The sequence below is a fragment of the Micromonospora sp. U56 genome, from assembly GCF_018070095.1.
In the GTDB taxonomy this organism is placed as follows: domain Bacteria; phylum Actinomycetota; class Actinomycetes; order Mycobacteriales; family Micromonosporaceae; genus Micromonospora; species Micromonospora purpureochromogenes.
Genome location: NZ_JAGPYL010000129.1, coordinates 1 through 18,011, shown reverse-complemented (window position 1 = coordinate 18,011; position 18,011 = coordinate 1). Strand labels below are relative to the sequence as shown.

The window sequence follows — 18,011 nt, the reverse complement described above, 5'->3', positions numbered from 1 at the left end:
ATCAACCGCCTCAAACGCAACCGGGCCGTGGCGACCCGCTTCGACAAGCTCGCCGTGCGCTACGAAGCCACCGTGCACATCGCCGCGATCAACGAGTGGCTGTGACCGACTTCGACACAGGCCCTAGTGGCGGGCGTACTCCGTCCCTGCGGACGCCCCCGAGGATTCGCGGAGGTAGCGCCAACTCGCTGGCTTGGCTTGAGGACTCGTTCTGTTCACGTCCGATCAGATGCTTGAGAGGGTGGCGCGCGAGGCCCAGTTAATGGTGCGCTACCCACGCCTCGTCACCAATGGCCGTTGTGCTCGGCCGTGTCCGGCCTCCGACGGTCTGGCGACGGTCTGGCGACGGTCTGGCGACGGCCTGGAAGTTCCTCGGCGAGTCGCGGTGACCGGGCTTGCATCTGGTACCTAGGTACAGGCTTACCGTCGGGGTATGAGTGACCACCACATCACGACGGACGACGCCTGGGTGCCAGATGCCTGCACCCTGCCGACGGCTGAACGACCGCTGCGGCTCGCCGAGTTTGATCAGTTCTTCCGTGATGCCGTCCGGAGTGTCGACCGGCTGTCGGCACAGCATCTGCGGTTGCAGCTCGACGGCGCTGCGCAAGTCGAGGAGACGGCGCGGGATCTGACGGCTCGGGAGTCGTCTTGCTGCTCGTTCTTCGCATTCGACCTCTCCCGGTCCGGCCCGGATGCGCTGGCGTTGGACGTCCGGGTACCAGCGGCCCACATCGACGTGCTCGATGCCCTCGCCCAGCGGGCTGCCTCTGTCCGGGGTCAGGGATGACCGGGTCGGGACTGCGCAGCGGCCAGCTGGCCGACGCGGCCGGCGTCAACCAGCAGACGCTGCGCTACTACGAGCGCCGTGGCCTGCTCGCTGCACCGCAGCGGTCGCCGGGTGGGCACCGCCTCTACCCGGCCGAGTCCGTCACCCTGCTGCGAGTCATCAAGACCGCCCAACGCCTCGGCTTCACCCTCAACGAGGTTGCCGACCTGATCGACGCCGGCCGGCACCACCACGGCGGTCGACCGGACAGCGGCCTACAGGCACGCGCCAGGGAAAAGCTCATCGAGGTGGAGCAGAAGCTGACTGACCTGACGGTCATCCGTGACACCCTGCGCGCTGCCATCTCGGCCGGTTGTGACGACCTGGTCGCCTGCGCCGGAAGCTCCTGCTGCCCCCTGCCCTTCGTTGAACTGGTCGAGAGGACCGATCGTGCCGACACCTGCTGACCGACTGCGCCGCCTACTGCCCTCCGGCATGACGGGACTCGCCGGAGCCGCCTGCGCCGCCTGCTGCGTGCTGCCGGCGCTGCTCGCTGCTGGACTCCTCGGCGGTGCCGGCTGGGCCGCGGTCAACCGTTTCCTGCCCGGCGTCGCCGTCGCCCTGGCCGTGCTCGCCGGCCTGTCCTGGTGGTGGGCCAGCAAACGCCGCCACACCGCCGGCTGCGCCGGCGGCAACTGTTCCTGCGGACAGCCCGACCGGCACGACCGCGAGGTGATCCCGCTACGGTCCGACGCGTGACGGTTGCCCGCTCGATCCTGCTGTTCCTGCTCGCCGCGCTCGCCGAGATCGGTGGCGCCTGGCTGGTGTGGCAGGGCTGGCGGGAAAACCGAGGGCTGCTGTGGATCGCGGCCGGAGTTGTCGCGCTCGGGTTCTACGGCTTCGTCGCCACCTTCCAACCCGACCCGAACTTCGGCCGCATCCTGGCCGCCTACGGCGGCGTATTCGTCGCCGGCTCTCTGGCCTGGGGCATGGTCGTCGACAAGTTCCGCCCCGACCACTACGACCTCATCGGCGCAGCCATCTGCCTCGTCGGCGTCGCCGTCATCATGTACGCCCCACGCGCCAGCTAGCTACTCCTGCTGCTGTTCCGGGCGGGGGCGTTCCTTGTGCCCGGCTTCGAGGAGTTGGATCATCTCGGCGATGCGTCGGGGCCGTTGGTCGGGTTGGCGTTTGGTGGCGTTGATCCAGCGTAGGTAAGCGCGCCGGTAGAACTGGGCCAGGGAGTCGAAGAACTCGCCGGCCTGCGGATGCGCCTCTAGTGCGGCGGCCACGTCTTCGGCCAGGTCGTCACGTTGGGGACCCTCCGGTTCTATGGTCACGGAGGCGATGTCCCCGGCGGCCAGACCGCAGCACCGGAGCCAGGCCGGGCCGAGGGTGAACCCGAGGCCGTCGCCAACTGGTTCTAGGACGGCACGCACACCCATACCGTTCACAGTGCCGCGAATGTGGTGACGGGGCTTCGCCCCCCAGGCAGCGTCCGCGTTGAGCGGGACCGGAATCAGGACTCGGCCGCGTGTGGCGGCGGCCACCGTGGCGGTGAACTCTCGACGCCTTCCGGAGCCGCGCATGACTGCACCTCGTGTCGAGTTCGGAAGCGGGCGGGCTGGCGGTGTTGCTGGCGGTCTCAGGCAAGCAGCGGTTCGAAGATGTCGCGGCCGAGCGTAACGGCCTGGTCCTGGTCGAGAACCGTGGCCGCCAGGCTCGGATGGGCCGCAATCCACGCCTGAGCGTTGGCAGCGCTGGCGAAGAAGTTGATGGTGGAGCAGCACGTGTCCACGGAGCGGCCGGCGTTCCCGGTGGCTGCATACACAATCACCGCTTCCGGCGGCTGGTAGGTCGCGGCACCGCTGGTGATAGTCACGTGGACGGGTTGGCCAGTGTGCGGATCGGCAGAGGTGATCGTCGCGTCAGTGCCGAGCATGAACGGCATCCCCAAAGCGTCGATGGCACACATCGCGAATACCTCGACCTCGTCGAGTGACACGATGTGCGGCGTTGGCGTTGGCGAGAACGGATAGGCCGCCACCAAACGCCCGGCGGCGTCGACGGCGACAAGGTCTTCCCGAGCGAGTTCCCGCAGCGCTTGCGCGGTGTCCAGGTCCGCCCCGTTTACGGCAGCGCGGATGTCGGCGTCGGTCGGGGCGGTCCCGGTGGCGGCGAAATGACGCAGGATCGCTCGGTGCACCTGGCGGAGCCTGTCGGGCAGCTGCTCGGCGCGGTGCGGCCGGTCGGCCCGGATGGCGTTGCCCGGCTGCGCGCAGCAATCCACCAAGCTCAGCTCCGTCTCGGCCGTAGCGGACCCCGCGCCCATCGCCTGGCGCAGGGCAGCGCGGATACGGTCGCCAGTGGGGAGATCCAGGCGGCATGCCGCCGACTCGTCGCCGGTGCCGCCCATCACGTCCACGCCGTTGACCAGAATGGACGGCGACGGATAGTCACCCACGACCTCGGTAACCACCGCCAGCGGCAACCCGAGGTCGACCAGCGCGGCGCGCAGCTCCTGCCGGGCCGGGGCGAGGTTCGGACAGTCGGGCACGGAACGAAGTTCAACAGCCACCCGGCCCTCTGCTGCACTATCTGCTGCTGTGGTCATCTCGGCCCCTCCCAGAACGCGGCTCCTGGTGGCGTGACGCACACCGCCTGGCCGTCACGGCGTTACCAGGACAGACTGGACCTTCCAGTACGGGGGAAGGTCAAGGCGCGACGACAGGAGGCCACCGGATGCGTATCGGGGAACTGGCCGAGGCAACCGGAACCACCACCAAGACGCTGCGCTTCTATGAAGCCAGCGGCCTGCTCCCGCCCGCCGCACGCACCTCCGCCGGCTATCGGGACTACGGCGAGGACGCCGTTGGCCGGCTCGACTTCATCCGCCGCGGCCGTGCCGCCGGCCTCACCCTCGCCCAGATCCGCGACATTCTCACCGTGCGCGACACTGGCCACGCCCCCTGCGGCCACGTACGCCAACTGCTCGCCCAGCAGCTCGACGCCATCGAGGCCCAGCTCGCCGACCTGCACGCCCTGCGTGCCACGGTGGCTCAGCTTCATGGCGTCGCCACCAACGCTGAACCTGACACCTGCCCACCCGAGCAGGTGTGCCGCTACCTGTAGGCCGCCTTTAGTCCGGCGTCGTATGCGTCACAGACGCCGCCTGGTCGTGGTCTTACGGCCGGGCCAATACAACGACGGCGGCTGTCTCTCCGGGTCCGCAACCCCCCAAACCGGCGTCGAACATCGAAGCGCCGTTACACGGACCAGCCGGACGAGGTAACCGATGCTTCTGTTCGCTGATCTCTCCCGCACGCCTAGCGACTTACGTCCTGCGGCCTGAGAGGCCGAGGCTGCCCGTCGAGGGGGTCCCACCGCGTCTCGACGTCACCCATCACCACGCCGGAGGCCTAGGAAACCCTCATGCCTCCTGGTCCTCGGTGGTGGAGGCCGCAGCGGGGTCATTGACAACCTGCCGGCCTCGGTGTCTGCCCCATCTCGAAGCTCATGGGTGACTCGGGATGATGATCGGCGGACACAAGGGGGTGCCGCGCAGGCTGAGTCGCGTGACGTGGTGGTGATCGGTGGCGGCCAGGCGGGCCTGGCGGCGGGTTACTACCTGCGCCGCGCCGGCTTGGACCACGTCATCCTGGACGCCCAGTGGGAGCCGGGTGGGGCGTGGCGGCACGGCTGGACCTCTCTGCGCTTGTTTTCCCCGGCGGAGGACAGCCCGCTTCCGGGGTGGGGCATGCCGCGGCAGGAGGGTGAGGAGTTCCCGACCGCCGGGCACGTGGTGGATTACCTGCGCGCCTACGAGCAGCGGTACGACCTGCCGGTGTGCCGGCCGGTCCGGGTGCGGGCGGTGCGGCCGGCGGGCGAGCGCTTGGTGGTGGAGACCGACGCCGGGAGGTGGTTGGCCCGGTACGTCATCTCCGCCACCGGTACGTGGCGGTGCCCGTACGTGCCCGACGTCGCGGGCCGGGAGGAGTTCGCCGGTCGGCAGCTGCACACGGTGCACTACACCTCGCCGGAGGCGTTCCGCGGGCAGCGGGTCGTGGTCGTCGGCGGAGGTAACTCGGCGGCCCAGATCCTGGCCGAGGTGTCCCGGGTCGCCGAGGCCACCTGGGTCACCCTGCGCCCGGCGCGGTTCATGCCCGATGACGTCGACGGTCGAGTCCTGTTCGGTGTGGCCACCCGCACGGCCGCCGGTGGTGCCGGTGGCAGTGTCAGCGACCTGGGAGACATCGTCATGGTCCCTGGCGTCCGCGCCGCACGGGACCGCGGCGTGCTGCACGCCCGTCCCATGTTCGCGCGGCTCACCGCGCACGGCGTGCTCTGGCCGGATGGCACTGAGCAGCCCTGCGACCCGGTCATCTGGTGCACCCGGTTCCGCCCCGACCTGGCTCACCTCGCGCCGCTGCTGCCAGCCTGGCAGCAGGGAGAGGTGGCGACCGAGGGCACACGGTCGGTGGACGAGGCCCGTCGGCTCGCTCACCGGCACCGCCCTGCTGCTCGCCACCAGCACGGCCAGCCCGCGCCGGCGCCAGTCGCCCGGCGCCGCCGGCGCTGGTCGCTGCGGCGGCGCAATGTCTGCGCTGCGGGCAGCGTCGTGACTCGCCGGACTCCGTCGGGATAGGCTGTCGTCTATTACATCGGTGCCTGTCGGTGCCTGCGGTGATAGGTGCGGGCATGCGACCCGGCGGCACCACGAGCCGCTGCGGCAGATCGTCGGGAACTTCCTCGGCGTCGACGAGCTGTCGGCCGCCGGGCGGTAGGGCGACCCCGGAGCTAAGCCTTGAGTACGGTCCAACGTCAAGTCGTTCTTCGCCCTGTTTCCACCAGCAGGAAATGGGCCGCCATCGGTACAGGTGGGACTGCTTCCGACTGGGCGGGCACGACTCACGGTCGGGAGCTGAATCCCGGTTAGGCAGCCAGAGGCCGGGTACCCGTAGCGTTCACGACACGTGTGCGAGGAGTCGAGGGTCGAGATAGCGGCGCAAGGCATGACCAAGGACGTGATGGCCCGCGCGATCAGCGACGCGTTGGACTGTTCGCGGATCTGTGAAGAGACGTTGACCTACTGCCTGCATCAAGGTGGCCGACACGTCGAGGCCGAGCACATCAAGCTGATGGTGGACTGCGCGGAGATATGCCGCACGGCGGCGGCGTTCATGGCGCGCGGGTCGCGGTACAACGCGGAGATATCGCGTATCTGCGCCCAGATCTGCCAGGCATGCGCAGTCGACTGCGCGCAGTTCGGCGGAGACGAACAGATGATGCGCTGCGCCGAGCAGTGCCGCCGGTGCGCCGACTCGTGCACCCAGATGGCCGCCGTCGCCGCCTGACTCAGTCTGCGGTCTGCCTCGTACCCTCCGCCTGCCGAGGGGCACGAGGCTCGCAGCAGGTCTCAGTCACGCCTGATGTAGGCGACCGAGCTTTGGGAGGAACCGTCCGACTTGGCCGAATAGCGCCGGTCTCATCAACCGCGCGGACTTGCAGTTGCAGCGCCACGACCAGGACGAGCCAGGCGATCAGTGCTACGGCGTTGGGCACCATGAGGGTCAGTCCGAGGGCGGTGGCCGCCATGGCGGTGAAGATGGGGTTGCGGACGAGCGCGAACGGGCCGCTGGTGACTAGGGCACTGCGTTCGGTCGGGTCGACGCCGACGCCGACGCGCCACGAGCTCCCCATAGCGAGCTGGGCGGCAAGCGTGGCGGCGACGCCGGCGACTGAGGACCATGCCCACGACGCGCAGGGCGCGGTGGTCGAGGCCGGGCAGCGGCGACAGGCCAGTGAGGGCAGCGGCCGGGCCGGCGAAGCCGAGCACGAGGGCGGCGACGAACAGCAGCTTGGCCCACCAGCGCAGGGTCCCGGGTGGGCCGACGTCGAGGCGCAGGCCGATGTCGCCCGTTCGGCGCCATTGGGCCACGGTGCGCCAGCCGAAGGCGAGCAGCAGACCAAGCAGATCGAGCCCCAGTGCGAGCCAGGCTACCGTCACGCCTTCCCCTTGGTGCAGCAGCCATCAGTGCAGCCCGAGGCTTGGCCGCCGGCGGCGTGCAGGGGCGCGCGATCGTCGCAGTGCTCGCCGCGCCAGGCTTCCACGCCTTCCTTCACCGCCATGGCGGCGATGACGAGCGCGGCGATCGGGTCCGTCCAAGACCAGCCGAACGCGGCGTTGAGGGCCAGGCCGACGAGAAGCACCGCGGACAGGTAGGTGCACAGCATGGTTTGCGTGGAGCCGGCCGTAACCGTTGCCGGGCGGAGTTCCCGGCCGGTGCGCCGCTTGGCCGCGACGAGCAGCGGCATCACGATCAGCGACGCCACGGCGAGGCCGATGCCAACGGGGCTGGCGTCAGCGTCGCCGCCAGCCAGCAGGGAGCGGGCGGCGTCGAAGGTCACCCAGGCGGCCAGGGCGAACAACGACAGGCCGATGAGCCGCAGCGCCAACCGTTCCCGGTCCTCGGGCACTCGGGAGCGGAACTGCCAGATCAGCACGGCTGCGCTGGACACCTCGACGAACGAGTCCAGGCCGAAGCCGATCAGCGCCGTGGATGAGGCTGCCGCGCCGGCGGCGATCGCGACCAGGCCTTCCAGCAGGTTGTAGCCGGCGGTGGCGTAGGCCAGCCACAGGCTGCGCCGGGACAGCACCGCCCGCCGCTCCGGGGGCAGCAGCGGAAGGCTCACGCGCTCACCTCGACCGGGGAGTCGGCCGGACTCCCGTAGACCGGGCACAGCGCCACCGCCTCACCCGTCGCGGCCAGGAGCTGTTCCGCTGAGCGCAGCAGGTCCAGCAGCTCGGGTCGCGTCAGCGCGTAGAACGACTGGCGACCCTCAACCCGGTAGTCGATCAGCCCGTAGTCACGAAGACACGCCAGGTGCTTCGACACTGTGGACTGCGCCAGTTCTAACTCCCCCGTCAGGTCCACGACGCGCGCCTCGCCCGCAGCGAGCCGCTGCACGATTGCCAGTCGGGTGGAGTCGGCCAGAGAGCGGAACAGCGCCACAACTGGGCTCAGATCCGGAGAACAACCAATCGCCATATCGTGATGAGAGCGCCGGCGGCGATGGGGTCCTCGGCCTGCTCGCGCTCCCCGCCGCGACGCTCGGCGCGGTCCTGATCACCCGGGCTGCCGCCACCCGGTCGTCGGGGCTGGGCACACCGGTAAGGGGGTGACCCGGCCGTTGCAGCAGCGGCACCGCAGCAGGGTTGCAGTCGACAGCCTGCTGCGGCGCCGCTATCGGGGTGTGGTTGATGATCACCCGCTTGCGGACAGCGGGCGCTCGATCCGGGTCAATGACCTGTCGTAGGGGCAGGTTGCCGAGTCGAACTGGCGGCGTTACCGCTCGCGGCGTGCCTTCTCGCCGGCGGTCATGGCTGCGGGTTGCCTTTCCGGTCCGTCGTATCGGCAGGGCCGGGTTCAGTGGGATGGCCGCGCAGCATTGCTAGGCGCTGGCGATACTCGTCGTCGCCAATCTCGCCGGCAGCGTAGCGGCGGCGCAACACATCCTCCCCCTTTTCACCCTGCTCACTACGACCCGCGAAGAAACTGCGGCGGGCGAGCCAGATCACGCCAACGACCAGTGCGGCCAGCACGGCCAGCACGGCCAGGGTTGCGAGGCCCATGAACGCCATCATCGGGCCCATCCCGTTCCTACACATACCTACCTCCAGCAGTCGAATTTCAGAGCCGATTGAATGTCGTTTAGCAGCCCGTGCCACGACGCGCCCGGGTCTGATCCGTGCGGCAGCCCGCGCATGCCGCGCCCCTCGCCGCCGCTACCCCTTGGACGCCTGTGGCTGGAAGGTACGTAGCCGCAGGCTGTTGGAGACGACGAAGACTGAGCTGAAGGCCATGACGGCACCGGCGATCATGGGGTTGAGCAGGCCGGCGGCGGCTAGTGGCAGGGCCGCGACGTTGTAGGCGAACGCCCAGAACAGGTTGCCCTTGATGGTGCCCAGGGTGCGGCGGGATAGCCGGATCGCGTCGGCGGCGACGCGCAGGTCACCCCGGACGAGGGTCAGGTCCGAGGCTTCAATCGCCGCGTCGGTGCCGGTGCCCATGGCGAGACCGAGGTCGGCTTGGGCGAGGGCGGCGGCGTCGTTGACGCCGTCGCCGACCATCGCCACCACCTTGCCGTCGGCCTGCAACCGCTTGATCACGTCGACCTTGTCGGCCGGCAGCACTTCGGCGATCACCTGTCCGTCGCCGCCAACGGTGGTGGGCTCGGTGATGCCGACTTCGACGGCCACGGTCCGGGCCACGGTCTCGTTGTCTCCGGTGAGCAGCACCGGGGTCAGGCCAAGCGCTCGCAGTTGCGTGATCGCCTCACGGCTGGTCGGTTTCACCTCGTCCGCGACGATCAGCACCGCACGTACTGCGCCGTCCCAGCCGGCCACCACGGCAGTCTTACCGGCGGCCTGCGCTGCATCGATTGCCTGCGCGAGGGTAGCCGGCAGTTCGTGGCCGTGGTCGGTGAGCAGCCGCGGCCGGCCCACCATGACGGCCCGCTGCTCGACGATCCCGGATACGCCGAGCCCTTCCAGGTTGGTGAAGTCGGCGACGGCCGGCAGCTCGCCGACCCGGTCGATTGCCGCCGCGGCGATGGCCTTGGCGATGGGGTGCTCGGAAGCGTGCTCGAGCGCGCCCGCGATACGCAGCGCCTCGGCCTCCTCGACAGCCTCGTCGGTGACGAGGCCGGTGAGGGCCATCCGGCCGGTGGTGACGGTGCCGGTCTTGTCCAGCACGACGGTGTCGATCCGGCGGGTGGATTCCAGCACCTCGGGGCCCTTGATGAGGATGCCGAGCTGGGCGCCGCGGCCAGTGCCGACCAGGAGCGCGGTCGGGGTGGCCAGGCCCAGGGCGCAGGGGCAGGCGATGATGAGGACGGCGACCGCGGCGGTGAACGCCGCCCCGCCCGGTTCTCCGGTGCCGAGCCAGAAGCCGAGCGTGCCAAGGGCCAGGACGATGACGACGGGGACGAAGACGCCGGACACCCGGTCGGCGAGGCGCTGCACCTGCGCTTTGCCGTTCTGCGCGTCCTCGACCAGCTTGGCCATCTGGGAGAGCTGAGTGTCGGCGCCGATGCGGGTGGCCCGCACGATGAGCCGGCCGCCGGCGTTGACGGTGGCGCCCACCACCACATCACCGGGGCCGACCTCGACGGGTACGGACTCGCCGGTGAGCATGCTCTGGTCGACCGCCGACGCGCCCTCGCCGACGACCCCGTCGGTGGCGATCTTTTCGCCGGGTCGGACCACGAACCGGTCCCCGACCGCGAGTTGGTCGGTGGGGATGCGCTCTTCCCGCCCGTTACGCAGCACGGCGACGTCCTTGGCACCCAGCTCCAGCAGGGCCCGCAGTGCGGCGCCGGCGCGGCGTTTGGCGCGGGCCTCGAAGAAACGGCCGGCGAGAATGGCCGCGGTGACCGCGGCGGCCACCTCCAGGTAGATGTTGTCGGCGCCGGAGCCGCGTTCGATGGTGAAGGTGAAAGGGTGCGTCATCCCAGGCTGGCCGGCGTCACCGAGGAACAGCGCGTACATCGACCAGGCGAACGCCGCCAGGGTGCCGACGGAGATGAGGGTGTCCATGGTGGCCGCGCCGTGGCGCAGGTTCGTCCAGGCGGCCTTGTGGAACGGCCAGCCGCCATAGGCGACGACCGGTGCGGCCAGGATCGCCGAGAGCCACTGCCAGTTGGTGAACTGCCAGGCCGGCACCATGGCCAACACCACCACGGGGACGGCGAGAGCGACGCTGATCCACAGCCGCTGGTGCAGCCGCCGAAGGTTGTCTTCCTCGGCGTCGACGGGTGCGGCGGCCGGGGTGGTTGAGGGTGGTTGCGGGACCTGGGCGGTGTAGCCGGTCTGCTCGACGGTGGCGATCAGGTCGGCCGGGCTCAGCTGCGGTGGGAACTGGACTCGCGCCTTCTCGGTGGCGTAGTTGACGGTGGCGGTGACGCCGCCGAGCTTGTTGAGTTTCTTCTCGATCCGGGCCGCACAGGAGGCGCAGGTCATGCCGCCGATCTGCAGCTCGATCAGGCCGGTGGCGGCCGGCAGTGCAGGCCCAGTGGTCTGCGACGTCATGCTCTGTCTCCTCATTTTCGGATCAGACGCGGTGAGTGGGACTGCCGCCACCCCATCGGTGGCCGCTTGTCGGGTTGTCTCGTGCGACGTCTGTATCCACGGCTCGCCGATCTCGTCTTTCTTGGTGCTGTTCTTGCGTGGCGTGCCGGGGGCGGTCAGGCCGTCAGGTCCGGCACGTAGAACCAGGTGAACGGCGCCCAGGGCAGGTTGCGCAGCACCACGGAGTAGACGACGAACGCGATGGCGATGCCGATCGCGGTGCGCCGGCTGATGCGTGGCGCGGGTAGCTGCTTGCCGAACACCCAGCCGGCGATCCACCACAGCCACACGTAGGCGCCGACCGGGACCAGGGCGAGGGCAGCCAGGTGCATGCGGGCGGCGTCGACCAGGTCGCCGTGTAGCAGGTACCAGGTCATCCGGGTGATGCCGCAGGTCGGTCCGTCGATGCCGAAGGCCGTGTGCCACAGGCAGCGTCCGGACGGGTCACCCACACGGTCGGTGGGGTTGAACGCGAGGACGTAGCCGAACCAGGCGGCCGGCACGGACAGCGCCCACAGCGGCGCGAACCGTACCCAGCCGCGCGGACGGTCCGGCACCGACGGCGTCCCCGCCGCGCCCGCGAGGCTGCTCATTGTGGGTCCAGCCGGGCGGTGTAGCCGGCCTCGGCGATGGCGGCGATCACGTCGTCGGGGGTGCACCGTTCCGGGTCCAGGTCCACCTTCGCCTGGCCGGCGCGCAGGCTTGTCGCCGAGGAGGTGACGCCGTCGAGGTCTTCGAGGGCGTCGTCGATGAGCATGCCGCAGCTGGCGCAGTGCATGCCCTCGACGGTGAACGTGCGGGTGACTGTCTGTCCCATGGTGAGGCTGCTGTCCTTCTGTCAGGGGGTGATGGTGAGTTGGCCGCTGTACATGCCCATGGCGCAGGTGTAGTGCAGCGTGCCGGGTTGCAGAACGCCCAGGTCGATACGGGTGTCACCGACAGTCGGCAGGGCCACCTGCTCGTCCAGCGAGGGGATCACGAAATAGCTGGTGCACCCGACGACACCGTCGGTGCGCAGGACGAGCGTGGTGGGCACGCCGGCGCGGACGCCAATGTTCTTCGGGCTGTAGGAGGTGTCGCGGACGGTCACGATGACTTCTTGCCGGCCGTCGGCGACCGGGTGCACCACGGCCGGGTCGGTGACCGGCGGTGGGGCCTGGACGCCGAGGGTCTGGGGCAGGTTGCGGGCGGCCAGGGACGAGTCGGCGAGGGTCAGGCCGCTGTTGAGCGTGTACAGGCCCATGCCGAGCACGACCAGGCCGGTCAGGACCGCGAGGCGGCCCTGCCAGGCGGCGGCTGCCCGGCGGGCGGCGTAGCCGAGGATCGCGAACAGTGGGCTGGTGCCGATGACGAACACGGCCATGGTGGCAGCGCCGGACAGCGCGGAGCCGGAGGTCAACGCGAGGGCTTCCACGGACAGGGTGACCCCGCACGGGACGAGGATCGTGAAGAAGCCGAGCAGGGCGGGGGCGAAAGCGGCCTGGGACCGGGCCCGGCCGCGCACGAACCGCGTCCAGGCCGCCGGGGGCTCGAGGGTGAACTTCTTGAACCCGGGGACGCCGAGTTGGGCCAGCCCGAACGCGATGATCAGCGCCCCGGCAGCCAGCTGGGTCCACACCCGCACCGTCGGGGACAGTTGTGCCGCGCCGCCGACCGCGCCGAGCAGCGCACCCAGCAGGGTGTGGGAGACGAGCTTGCCGCCCAGGAACGCCCCGACCGGGGCGAAGTCGTCACCCGCCTGGGCCCGCAGCGTGCGCAGCCCAGCCACCGCGCGTACGCCTAGCGGCTTCGGCGGCTCGATGGTGCGGGCACGCCACTGCTGCTGCGGTTTGCGAGCCGGTGGTGCGGTCCTGCCGGGCGCCTTCCCGGACGACTCTGCTGACGCGGGCCCGTAGGCGGCGCCCACCGTGGCCTTGGCCCGCGCCCCGGGCTGAGCCGCCGGAGCGGCGTTGCGTTGACGGGTGACCAGGCCGGTGAGCAGCCCGCCCTGTACGGCGGCGCAGGAGACGCCACCGGCGAACAGGCCGGTGACCAGTACAGCACCCAGATTCACGGGTGATCCCTTCGGTTGGTTAGATGCCGGTCTGGCCGGGGCCGACGGTGGCGCGGCGCGGCGGCCGGCAGCGCGGTCGCGTGAGGTCGGCGGACCAACAGGCACCTCCTTCGGTGGACGCTCGCCACATTACCTCCTAACCTCCTAAGGAGTTTAGGTGGTCGGCTGTTGGGGGTATGCGCCGTGGGAGATCTGCTGGTCAGGCCGGCGTTAGCCACCCCTGCTTGCCGGGGTGGTGGGGGGAGGAGATCGCCCTCGGCAGCGAACAGGGCAGCCTGCTCGCCACCCAGGCCGGGGTGCTGTTCGCTCCCGGCATCTTTCTCGACGGAGCGCCGTTCACCTTCGGCCGGCTTTCCGAACGGGCGCTGCGCCGCGCCCTCGACCTTCGCCACCCCACCCACGACAGGAAGTGACCCACCATGGAGAAGCTCGTCTACCTGCTGCCCATTCTCGTCTGCCCGCTCATGATGGGCGCGATGATGTGGATGATGATGCGGGGCAACCACACCAGCGCTGCGCCGCAGCCCGGTAGCCAGGAGGAGATCGCCGCCCTGCGGGCTGAGGTCGCGACCCTGCGCGCCGGCCAGCCCGGCCAGCCGGCGTCGACCGGTACGGGCGCGACGGCATGACCGACCTGACGCTCGCCACCGGCGGAACGCCTCCGGTGTGTCCGTGCCGCACGGCACGAAAAGCCGCAGAACACGAGCAGCGAACAGTTGGCCCGGTTGGGCGGCGGGGCCACGCAAGAGCGATGGGGGGTCAGGTAGCCATGGCGAAACCCAACCGATCAGGCGCCAGGCCGAAGCCGCGCCGCCCCGTGGCGAAAGCAGTGGCTGGGGGCCGCTCGCCAGCGGTGATCGCGACGTTCGTCGCAGTAGGCGTCCTCGCCGCCGCCATCATCGGCTACGCCATATACGCGGTCACCCGCGGCGATGGCGGACAGCCGGCTGGGACGAACATCGCCGGGCTGACCAACTACCGGGCCAGCGACCCGAAGATGCTCACCCGCAACCACGTCAGGGGCGCCGTCACCTACCCGGTGAGCCCGCCGGTGGGTGGCGATCACAATCCGATCTGGCAGGACTGCATCGGCGACGTGTACCCGGCAGCGATCGCCAACGAGAACGCGGTACATAGCCTCGAACACGGCGCCGTGTGGATCACCTACCGGCCGGATCTGCCCGCCGACCAGATCGAGACCCTCGCCGGGAAGGTCCGCGGCACGCCTTACCTGTTCATGTCGCCCTTCCCCGGACTGGACCGGCCGACCTCCCTGCAGGCGTGGGGCTACCAGCTCAAGCTCGACACGGCCACCGACCCGCGCGTCGACCAGTTCATCCGGGACTTCCGGATCGAGGCCGCACCGGAGCCGGGCGCGCCCTGCTCGAACGGGGTCACCGCCACCGGCACCACCCCGCACAACACGCCCGGAGGATGACACCGGCACCCTCACCCACGCGCGGCCACACACCCGCGGTGCAGACGTCGCACCTCAGAACGCCGAACGGAGACGCACCAAGCCATGACCGACCCGCCCACCGGCGAGCCCGCCGCCCGCACCGGCCGCCATGCCTTTCTGCTCGGCGGGCTCGCCGCGGTGGTGGCCCTCGCGGTCGGCCTACTCGTACCGGATTCCCGCCCTGGTGACGGGTCGGCCGAGGCCGGGTTCGCCCGCGACATGCAGACCCACCACGCCCAGGCCGTGGAGATGTCGATGATCGCCTACCGGCGCTCGGCCGACGCCGAGATCCAGACCATCGGCCTGGACGTGGCGTTGACCCAACAGGCGCAGATTGGCACGATGCGCGACTGGCTCGACCAGTGGCAACTGCCGCCGACCGGAAGCCGGCCGGCGATGGCCTGGATGCCCGGCCACACCCTGACCGCCGACGGGCGGATGCCCGGCATGGCCAGCCGGCAGGAGCTGGACCGGCTGCGGGCCGCCAGCGGCCGTGACCTCGACATCCTCTACAGCCAGCTGATGATCCGCCACCACCTCGGCGGGATCATGATGGCCGAGGAGGTCCTGCGCCGCAGCGACCGCCCCGAGGTTCGTTCCCTGGCCGAATCCATGAAAACCAGTCAGCAGAACGAGATCACGGCGTTCATGGCCGTGCTGGCCCGCAACGGCGCCAAGCCGTCATAGCCAGCGGCCCCTGAGGCGGCGGGACCTGTGCCCAAGGAGAGGGCCACACCGCAGCCGCCGCCGCGCCAGCTGGCATCGGCTGGGCCCTGCCTACTCCTCGGTGTGGCTCGCGTAGACGAACCGGCGGCGGGTCAGATGCTTCGCGTCGACCAGCACCTCCTCGACGAGGCGATCCTGCCCGTCGAGAACCAGGGCCTGGTCCGGTCACGAGGGCAACGCTGGACACATCCCGAGCACCGGGAACACCTGGACCGCCAGGAGCGCCACAGCCGGGGCCAACGCCAGCATGGTGATCCCCGCCACCAGCCCCGCCCGTTGCGCGCGGCCGAGTGGTGCGGGTGGGGTCAACAGCCGATGCAGACGCTCGGCAGCGTCACCGCCAGTCGCCGCGACCACCCCAGCCAGGGCCGGAGTCCGGGAGTCGTGGTCAACGGCGTTGGCGGTCGCCATCGTTACCAGTGCCCGCGCCAGGCTGATCGGAGCATGCCGGGCGGTAGCCACCTCATCGGCCCGCATCTCCACCAGCCGGCACAACTGAACATGCGCCACCGCGAACAGCGCCATACGCGGGAACGCCTGATGTAGCAGCCGCACCCCGTCCAGCAGCAGATCGTGGCGGCCCGCGGCGTGAGCCCGCTCGTGCGCGAGCACCGCCGCCACCTCGTCGCCGGCAAGCTGCTGCAGCGCACCAGTCGTCACCACCACGCGACGGCCGTGCCCGGCCACCACATAGGCAGCGGGTTGCGCGTTCTCCACAACAGTGGCGCCCAGCTCTGGCGCCGTCCGTCCCGTCATCGCGAGAATCCGCACATGTGCGCGACGTCGCGCCGACGCCGCCCGCGCCAGCCGCACCCCAGTCAACAGCAGCCGGACGGTCAGCCCCAATCCCGCCAAAAGCGCCACAAATGCCGCAGTCCGGCCCAGCAGACCGAACTCGCCACGAGCAGCCTGCACACACCACCGCCACGCCATACAGGCCGGGGCAGTGGCGGCCTGCCACGGCGCCACCACGGCCAGCACCGCCCCGGACGCCGCCGTGAGCACCGCGCCAAGCACCGCATACCAGGCCGCGATGCCCAGCCTCGGCGACCGGTACACCCAGCCCGCCTTGGCAAGGCCCCGCGGTGCCAGCGTCGAAACGGCAATGGCGAACAGAAGCAGGTGAATTCCGGTCACTTGGCGTCGCTCCGCTCGTGCGCCTGCAGGGCCTGGCGCAGCGCCGCAGCCTCGTCGGTGCTCATTCGGCCGACGAACCGCACCAGGGCCTCCGCCGGGTCGCCGGCCTCGTCCAGGGCGTCGCGCATCAACCGCGCCCCGTACTCCTCTCGCGATCGGGTCGGCTCGTACCGATGCGCCCGGCCCTCACGTTCGCGGCGCAGCCACCCCTTCTTGTAGAGGTTGTCCACGACCGTCAACACTGTGTTGTAGGCAATGTCCCGATCGGGCAGCAGATCTGAATGAACCTCCCGCACCGTCGCCGGCTCACCGCGGACCCACAACCGGTCCATGATCGCCGCCTCAAGCTCGCCGAACCCTCGCACACCCACCTCCGATCACGAACACCTAACCAGCATAGGAGTTGATGCTGGGCTGGCCAACCTCGGAGGTCTGGCAAAAGCGCGAAACCGGGCAACGTGGCAGATCTCGGATCCGCCACGCCGACCCTTGGGTTAAAGATCAGCGGCCGTAGAGGCACTCGCTGTCTGCAACTACCCGAACCACGGGGCTTCGACTAGATGGCCGCGCGTGTCGGCGGGCGGTCGCAGTGCCCTGGCAGCCGCCCAGAACTGCCCACCGGTCAGCCACGGCGACAGCGAGCGGATGGCGTCGAGCCCGAGCAAGGCATCAGCTGCTGATCGATGGTGCCGCGATGGTGATCGGACGTCGGCGAACTGACGGGGATACGCCGGGACCTAGTCGGACTTGCGTGTCTTCCGAGGAGGCCAGCAACAATCGGGAGCCGTCGATAGCTTGCCAGGGCCTGCTGATATAGGGGGACACGCGGCCGGACTTAGCGAGGGCCAGGGCGGACTACCTGAGCCGACCTTTCGCTGCAGAGACGTTCGATCCCGCCCGGGCCACCGCCGCGCGTTCGGCGCGGGAGCAGGCCGACTTGGTCATCGTCTTTATGCACTGGGGCGTCGAGGGCAATTCGTGCCCGAGCGGGGAGATGAAGACGTTCGCCGGAAGGCTGTCCGAGGCCGGCGCCGACATCGTGGTCGGTACGCACGCGCACAGGCTGCTGGCCGGCGGCTGGCTGGGCCAAACCTACGTGCACTACGGACTGGGCAACTTCCTCTGGTACGGCAATTCGCACAGCACGGACTCCGGCGTGCTGAACCTGCTCGTACGCGGCCGGACCGTGGTGGACAGCCAGTTTGTCCCGGCGACGGTCTCCGGCAGCGGCCAGCCGGTGCCGGCCACCGGGGTTGGCAAGCAGCGCATCGTCGACAAGCTTGCCACCGCACAGAGGTGCACCGGCTTGGCGGCGAGGCGCTCTGGATAGCGCGGCGGATGCCGTTGCGTTTGGGATCGACGGACACGTTGAACCCGCAACTCGTAGTGCGAGCGGTATGCCCGTATGCCGGACACGGGATTCGGGAAAGGGATCGAAGCTGCTGGTGTCGGTCTGCTGCTAGAACAAAGGGCAGCCGGTCCCCGCGCCCGGCTTGTTGACGCGGGGACCGGTGGTCGGTGGCCTGCGGCCGGGGCTGCTCCACCTGCACGTGGCCGTGGCCAGCAGCCGGGAGGCGGCCTCGCCGACCACCTCAGCTTCCCCGGCAAGACCTAGTAGTACTTTGTCACGTTTTGGCCAACCGTAGGTGTTGTCTTCGCCGTGACTCGTTGATTCCTGTGTGGACAGCTTTGAGGTGGCACGCCTTCGTGGTGACCTGGCCGATTTCGCTGAGGACGT

The 18,011-nt window shown here is 69.9% G+C and carries 24 protein-coding genes and 1 pseudogene; 13 read left to right on the top strand and 12 right to left on the bottom strand.

Annotated elements, in window-relative coordinates; genetic code table 11:
* From KBX37_RS34960 to KBX37_RS28810, 5 genes and pseudogenes are all read left to right on the top strand, one after another.
* Positions 1–105, top strand: a pseudogene (locus KBX37_RS34960) (IS5/IS1182 family transposase); the annotation flags it as partial.
* A 328-nt stretch (positions 106–433) separates the two neighbouring features.
* A complete protein-coding gene (locus KBX37_RS28825) occupies positions 434–790 on the top strand; it encodes a hypothetical protein (RefSeq protein ID WP_210779037.1) in 357 nt (118 codons plus the stop codon).
* A complete protein-coding gene (locus tag KBX37_RS28820) occupies positions 787–1,236 on the top strand; it encodes a MerR family transcriptional regulator (RefSeq protein ID WP_210779036.1) in 450 nt (149 codons plus the stop codon). The genes KBX37_RS28825 and KBX37_RS28820 overlap by 4 nt, the downstream gene beginning before the upstream one ends.
* Positions 1,220–1,528 (top strand): hypothetical protein, encoded by a 309-nt coding sequence (locus KBX37_RS28815; protein WP_210779035.1) that lies wholly within the window; start codon positions 1,220–1,222, stop codon positions 1,526–1,528. The genes KBX37_RS28820 and KBX37_RS28815 overlap by 17 nt, the downstream gene beginning before the upstream one ends.
* Entirely contained in the window at positions 1,525–1,860 is a 336-nt protein-coding gene (locus tag KBX37_RS28810; protein WP_210779034.1) for a YnfA family protein, read from the top strand. The genes KBX37_RS28815 and KBX37_RS28810 overlap by 4 nt, the downstream gene beginning before the upstream one ends.
* Here KBX37_RS28810 and KBX37_RS28805 read toward each other — a convergent pair whose 3' ends face one another.
* Both KBX37_RS28805 and KBX37_RS28800 read right to left on the bottom strand, forming a co-directional pair.
* Positions 1,861–2,214 (bottom strand): YdeI/OmpD-associated family protein, encoded by a 354-nt coding sequence (locus KBX37_RS28805; protein WP_247659200.1) that lies wholly within the window; start codon positions 2,212–2,214, stop codon positions 1,861–1,863.
* A 200-nt stretch (positions 2,215–2,414) separates the two neighbouring features.
* Entirely contained in the window at positions 2,415–3,383 is a 969-nt protein-coding gene (locus KBX37_RS28800; RefSeq protein ID WP_210779032.1) for an alkylmercury lyase family protein, read from the bottom strand.
* Positions 3,384–3,511: 128 nt separating this feature from the next.
* Here KBX37_RS28800 and KBX37_RS28795 point away from each other — a divergent pair, with 128 nt between their 5' ends.
* The 3 genes from KBX37_RS28795 (at position 3,512) to KBX37_RS28785 (ending at position 6,123) form a co-directional block, all read left to right on the top strand.
* Positions 3,512–3,901 (top strand): heavy metal-responsive transcriptional regulator, encoded by a 390-nt coding sequence (locus tag KBX37_RS28795; RefSeq protein ID WP_210779031.1) that lies wholly within the window; start codon positions 3,512–3,514, stop codon positions 3,899–3,901.
* Between the two features lie 451 nt (positions 3,902–4,352).
* Positions 4,353–5,414: an ArsO family NAD(P)H-dependent flavin-containing monooxygenase gene (locus KBX37_RS28790; protein ID WP_210779030.1), complete on the top strand. Its 1,062-nt coding sequence runs from the start codon at positions 4,353–4,355 to the stop codon at positions 5,412–5,414.
* A gap of 367 nt (positions 5,415–5,781) precedes the next feature.
* The gene (locus tag KBX37_RS28785) at positions 5,782–6,123 is read left to right on the top strand and encodes a four-helix bundle copper-binding protein (protein WP_210779029.1); all 342 of its coding nucleotides are present in this window, start codon (positions 5,782–5,784) and stop codon (positions 6,121–6,123) included.
* Between the two features lies 1 nt (position 6,124).
* Here the strand turns inward: KBX37_RS28785 and KBX37_RS34955 are convergent, their stop codons facing one another.
* From KBX37_RS34955 to KBX37_RS28745, 8 genes are all read right to left on the bottom strand, one after another.
* Positions 6,125–6,469, bottom strand: a complete 345-nt coding sequence (locus tag KBX37_RS34955; RefSeq protein WP_247659199.1) for an isoprenylcysteine carboxylmethyltransferase family protein — start codon at positions 6,467–6,469, stop codon at positions 6,125–6,127.
* Positions 6,470–6,772: 303 nt separating this feature from the next.
* On the bottom strand, positions 6,773–7,462 hold the full coding sequence (locus KBX37_RS28775) for a cation transporter (RefSeq protein WP_210779028.1): 690 nt from the start codon (positions 7,460–7,462) through the stop codon (positions 6,773–6,775).
* Positions 7,459–7,818, bottom strand: coding sequence for a helix-turn-helix transcriptional regulator (locus KBX37_RS28770; RefSeq protein ID WP_210779027.1), 360 nt, complete (start codon positions 7,816–7,818; stop codon positions 7,459–7,461). Before KBX37_RS28770 ends, KBX37_RS28775 begins: the two co-directional genes overlap by 4 nt.
* Positions 7,819–8,147: 329 nt before the next feature.
* Positions 8,148–8,414 carry a hypothetical protein gene (locus KBX37_RS28765; RefSeq protein ID WP_210779026.1) on the bottom strand — a complete coding sequence of 89 codons (267 nt, stop codon included), beginning with the start codon at positions 8,412–8,414 and terminating at the stop codon, positions 8,148–8,150.
* 141 nt (positions 8,415–8,555) lie between these two features.
* Complete coding sequence (locus KBX37_RS28760) at positions 8,556–10,859, bottom strand: cation-translocating P-type ATPase (protein WP_210779025.1); 2,304 nt, start codon at positions 10,857–10,859, stop codon at positions 8,556–8,558.
* A 155-nt stretch (positions 10,860–11,014) separates the two neighbouring features.
* Positions 11,015–11,491, bottom strand: a complete 477-nt coding sequence (locus KBX37_RS28755) for a DUF2752 domain-containing protein (RefSeq protein WP_210779024.1) — start codon at positions 11,489–11,491, stop codon at positions 11,015–11,017.
* Positions 11,488–11,715: a heavy-metal-associated domain-containing protein gene (locus tag KBX37_RS28750; protein WP_210779023.1), complete on the bottom strand. Its 228-nt coding sequence runs from the start codon at positions 11,713–11,715 to the stop codon at positions 11,488–11,490. Before KBX37_RS28750 ends, KBX37_RS28755 begins: the two co-directional genes overlap by 4 nt.
* Before the next feature lie 21 nt (positions 11,716–11,736).
* On the bottom strand, positions 11,737–12,951 hold the full coding sequence (locus KBX37_RS28745; protein WP_210779022.1) for a sulfite exporter TauE/SafE family protein: 1,215 nt from the start codon (positions 12,949–12,951) through the stop codon (positions 11,737–11,739).
* Positions 12,952–13,175: 224 nt separating this feature from the next.
* On the opposite strand from KBX37_RS28745, the gene KBX37_RS28740 reads away from it, so the two are divergent.
* The 4 genes from KBX37_RS28740 (at position 13,176) to KBX37_RS28725 (ending at position 15,097) form a co-directional block, all read left to right on the top strand.
* Positions 13,176–13,364 carry a hypothetical protein gene (locus KBX37_RS28740; RefSeq protein ID WP_210779021.1) on the top strand — a complete coding sequence of 63 codons (189 nt, stop codon included), beginning with the start codon at positions 13,176–13,178 and terminating at the stop codon, positions 13,362–13,364.
* Positions 13,365–13,370: 6 nt separating this feature from the next.
* Positions 13,371–13,580 (top strand): hypothetical protein, encoded by a 210-nt coding sequence (locus KBX37_RS28735; protein ID WP_210779020.1) that lies wholly within the window; start codon positions 13,371–13,373, stop codon positions 13,578–13,580.
* A 224-nt stretch (positions 13,581–13,804) separates the two neighbouring features.
* Positions 13,805–14,389 (top strand): DUF3105 domain-containing protein, encoded by a 585-nt coding sequence (locus KBX37_RS28730; RefSeq protein ID WP_307849250.1) that lies wholly within the window; start codon positions 13,805–13,807, stop codon positions 14,387–14,389.
* A gap of 84 nt (positions 14,390–14,473) precedes the next feature.
* On the top strand, positions 14,474–15,097 hold the full coding sequence (locus KBX37_RS28725; protein WP_210779019.1) for a DUF305 domain-containing protein: 624 nt from the start codon (positions 14,474–14,476) through the stop codon (positions 15,095–15,097).
* A gap of 204 nt (positions 15,098–15,301) precedes the next feature.
* Here the strand turns inward: KBX37_RS28725 and KBX37_RS35725 are convergent, their stop codons facing one another.
* Entirely contained in the window at positions 15,302–16,273 is a 972-nt protein-coding gene (locus KBX37_RS35725; RefSeq protein WP_210779018.1) for a M56 family metallopeptidase, read from the bottom strand.
* A complete protein-coding gene (locus KBX37_RS28715; RefSeq protein ID WP_307849249.1) occupies positions 16,270–16,638 on the bottom strand; it encodes a BlaI/MecI/CopY family transcriptional regulator in 369 nt (122 codons plus the stop codon). Before KBX37_RS28715 ends, KBX37_RS35725 begins: the two co-directional genes overlap by 4 nt.
* A gap of 494 nt (positions 16,639–17,132) precedes the next feature.
* On the opposite strand from KBX37_RS28715, the gene KBX37_RS28710 reads away from it, so the two are divergent.
* Positions 17,133–17,603: a CapA family protein gene (locus KBX37_RS28710; RefSeq protein WP_210779038.1), complete on the top strand. Its 471-nt coding sequence runs from the start codon at positions 17,133–17,135 to the stop codon at positions 17,601–17,603.
* The last annotated feature ends 408 nt before the right edge of the window (positions 17,604–18,011 follow it).

Bases quoted from the DNA above. Each gene is read 5' to 3' on its own strand.
- KBX37_RS28755 (WP_210779024.1), bottom strand. From the start codon at position 11,491: ATGAGCAGCCTCGCGGGCGCGGCGGGGACGCCGTCGGTGCCGGACCGT.
- KBX37_RS28825 (WP_210779037.1), top strand. From the start codon at position 434: ATGAGTGACCACCACATCACGACGGACGACGCCTGGGTGCCAGATGCC.
- KBX37_RS28785 (WP_210779029.1), top strand. From the start codon at position 5,782: ATGACCAAGGACGTGATGGCCCGCGCGATCAGCGACGCGTTGGACTGT.
- KBX37_RS28760 (WP_210779025.1), bottom strand. From the start codon at position 10,859: ATGACGTCGCAGACCACTGGGCCTGCACTGCCGGCCGCCACCGGCCTG.
- KBX37_RS28765 (WP_210779026.1), bottom strand. From the start codon at position 8,414: ATGATGGCGTTCATGGGCCTCGCAACCCTGGCCGTGCTGGCCGTGCTG.
- KBX37_RS28750 (WP_210779023.1), bottom strand. From the start codon at position 11,715: ATGGGACAGACAGTCACCCGCACGTTCACCGTCGAGGGCATGCACTGC.
- KBX37_RS28800 (WP_210779032.1), bottom strand. From the start codon at position 3,383: ATGACCACAGCAGCAGATAGTGCAGCAGAGGGCCGGGTGGCTGTTGAA.
- KBX37_RS28770 (WP_210779027.1), bottom strand. From the start codon at position 7,818: ATGGCGATTGGTTGTTCTCCGGATCTGAGCCCAGTTGTGGCGCTGTTC.
- KBX37_RS28805 (WP_247659200.1), bottom strand. From the start codon at position 2,214: ATGGGTGTGCGTGCCGTCCTAGAACCAGTTGGCGACGGCCTCGGGTTC.
- KBX37_RS34955 (WP_247659199.1), bottom strand. From the start codon at position 6,469: ATGGGGAGCTCGTGGCGCGTCGGCGTCGGCGTCGACCCGACCGAACGC.
- KBX37_RS28725 (WP_210779019.1), top strand. From the start codon at position 14,474: ATGACCGACCCGCCCACCGGCGAGCCCGCCGCCCGCACCGGCCGCCAT.
- KBX37_RS28820 (WP_210779036.1), top strand. From the start codon at position 787: ATGACCGGGTCGGGACTGCGCAGCGGCCAGCTGGCCGACGCGGCCGGC.
- KBX37_RS28735 (WP_210779020.1), top strand. From the start codon at position 13,371: ATGGAGAAGCTCGTCTACCTGCTGCCCATTCTCGTCTGCCCGCTCATG.
- KBX37_RS28795 (WP_210779031.1), top strand. From the start codon at position 3,512: ATGCGTATCGGGGAACTGGCCGAGGCAACCGGAACCACCACCAAGACG.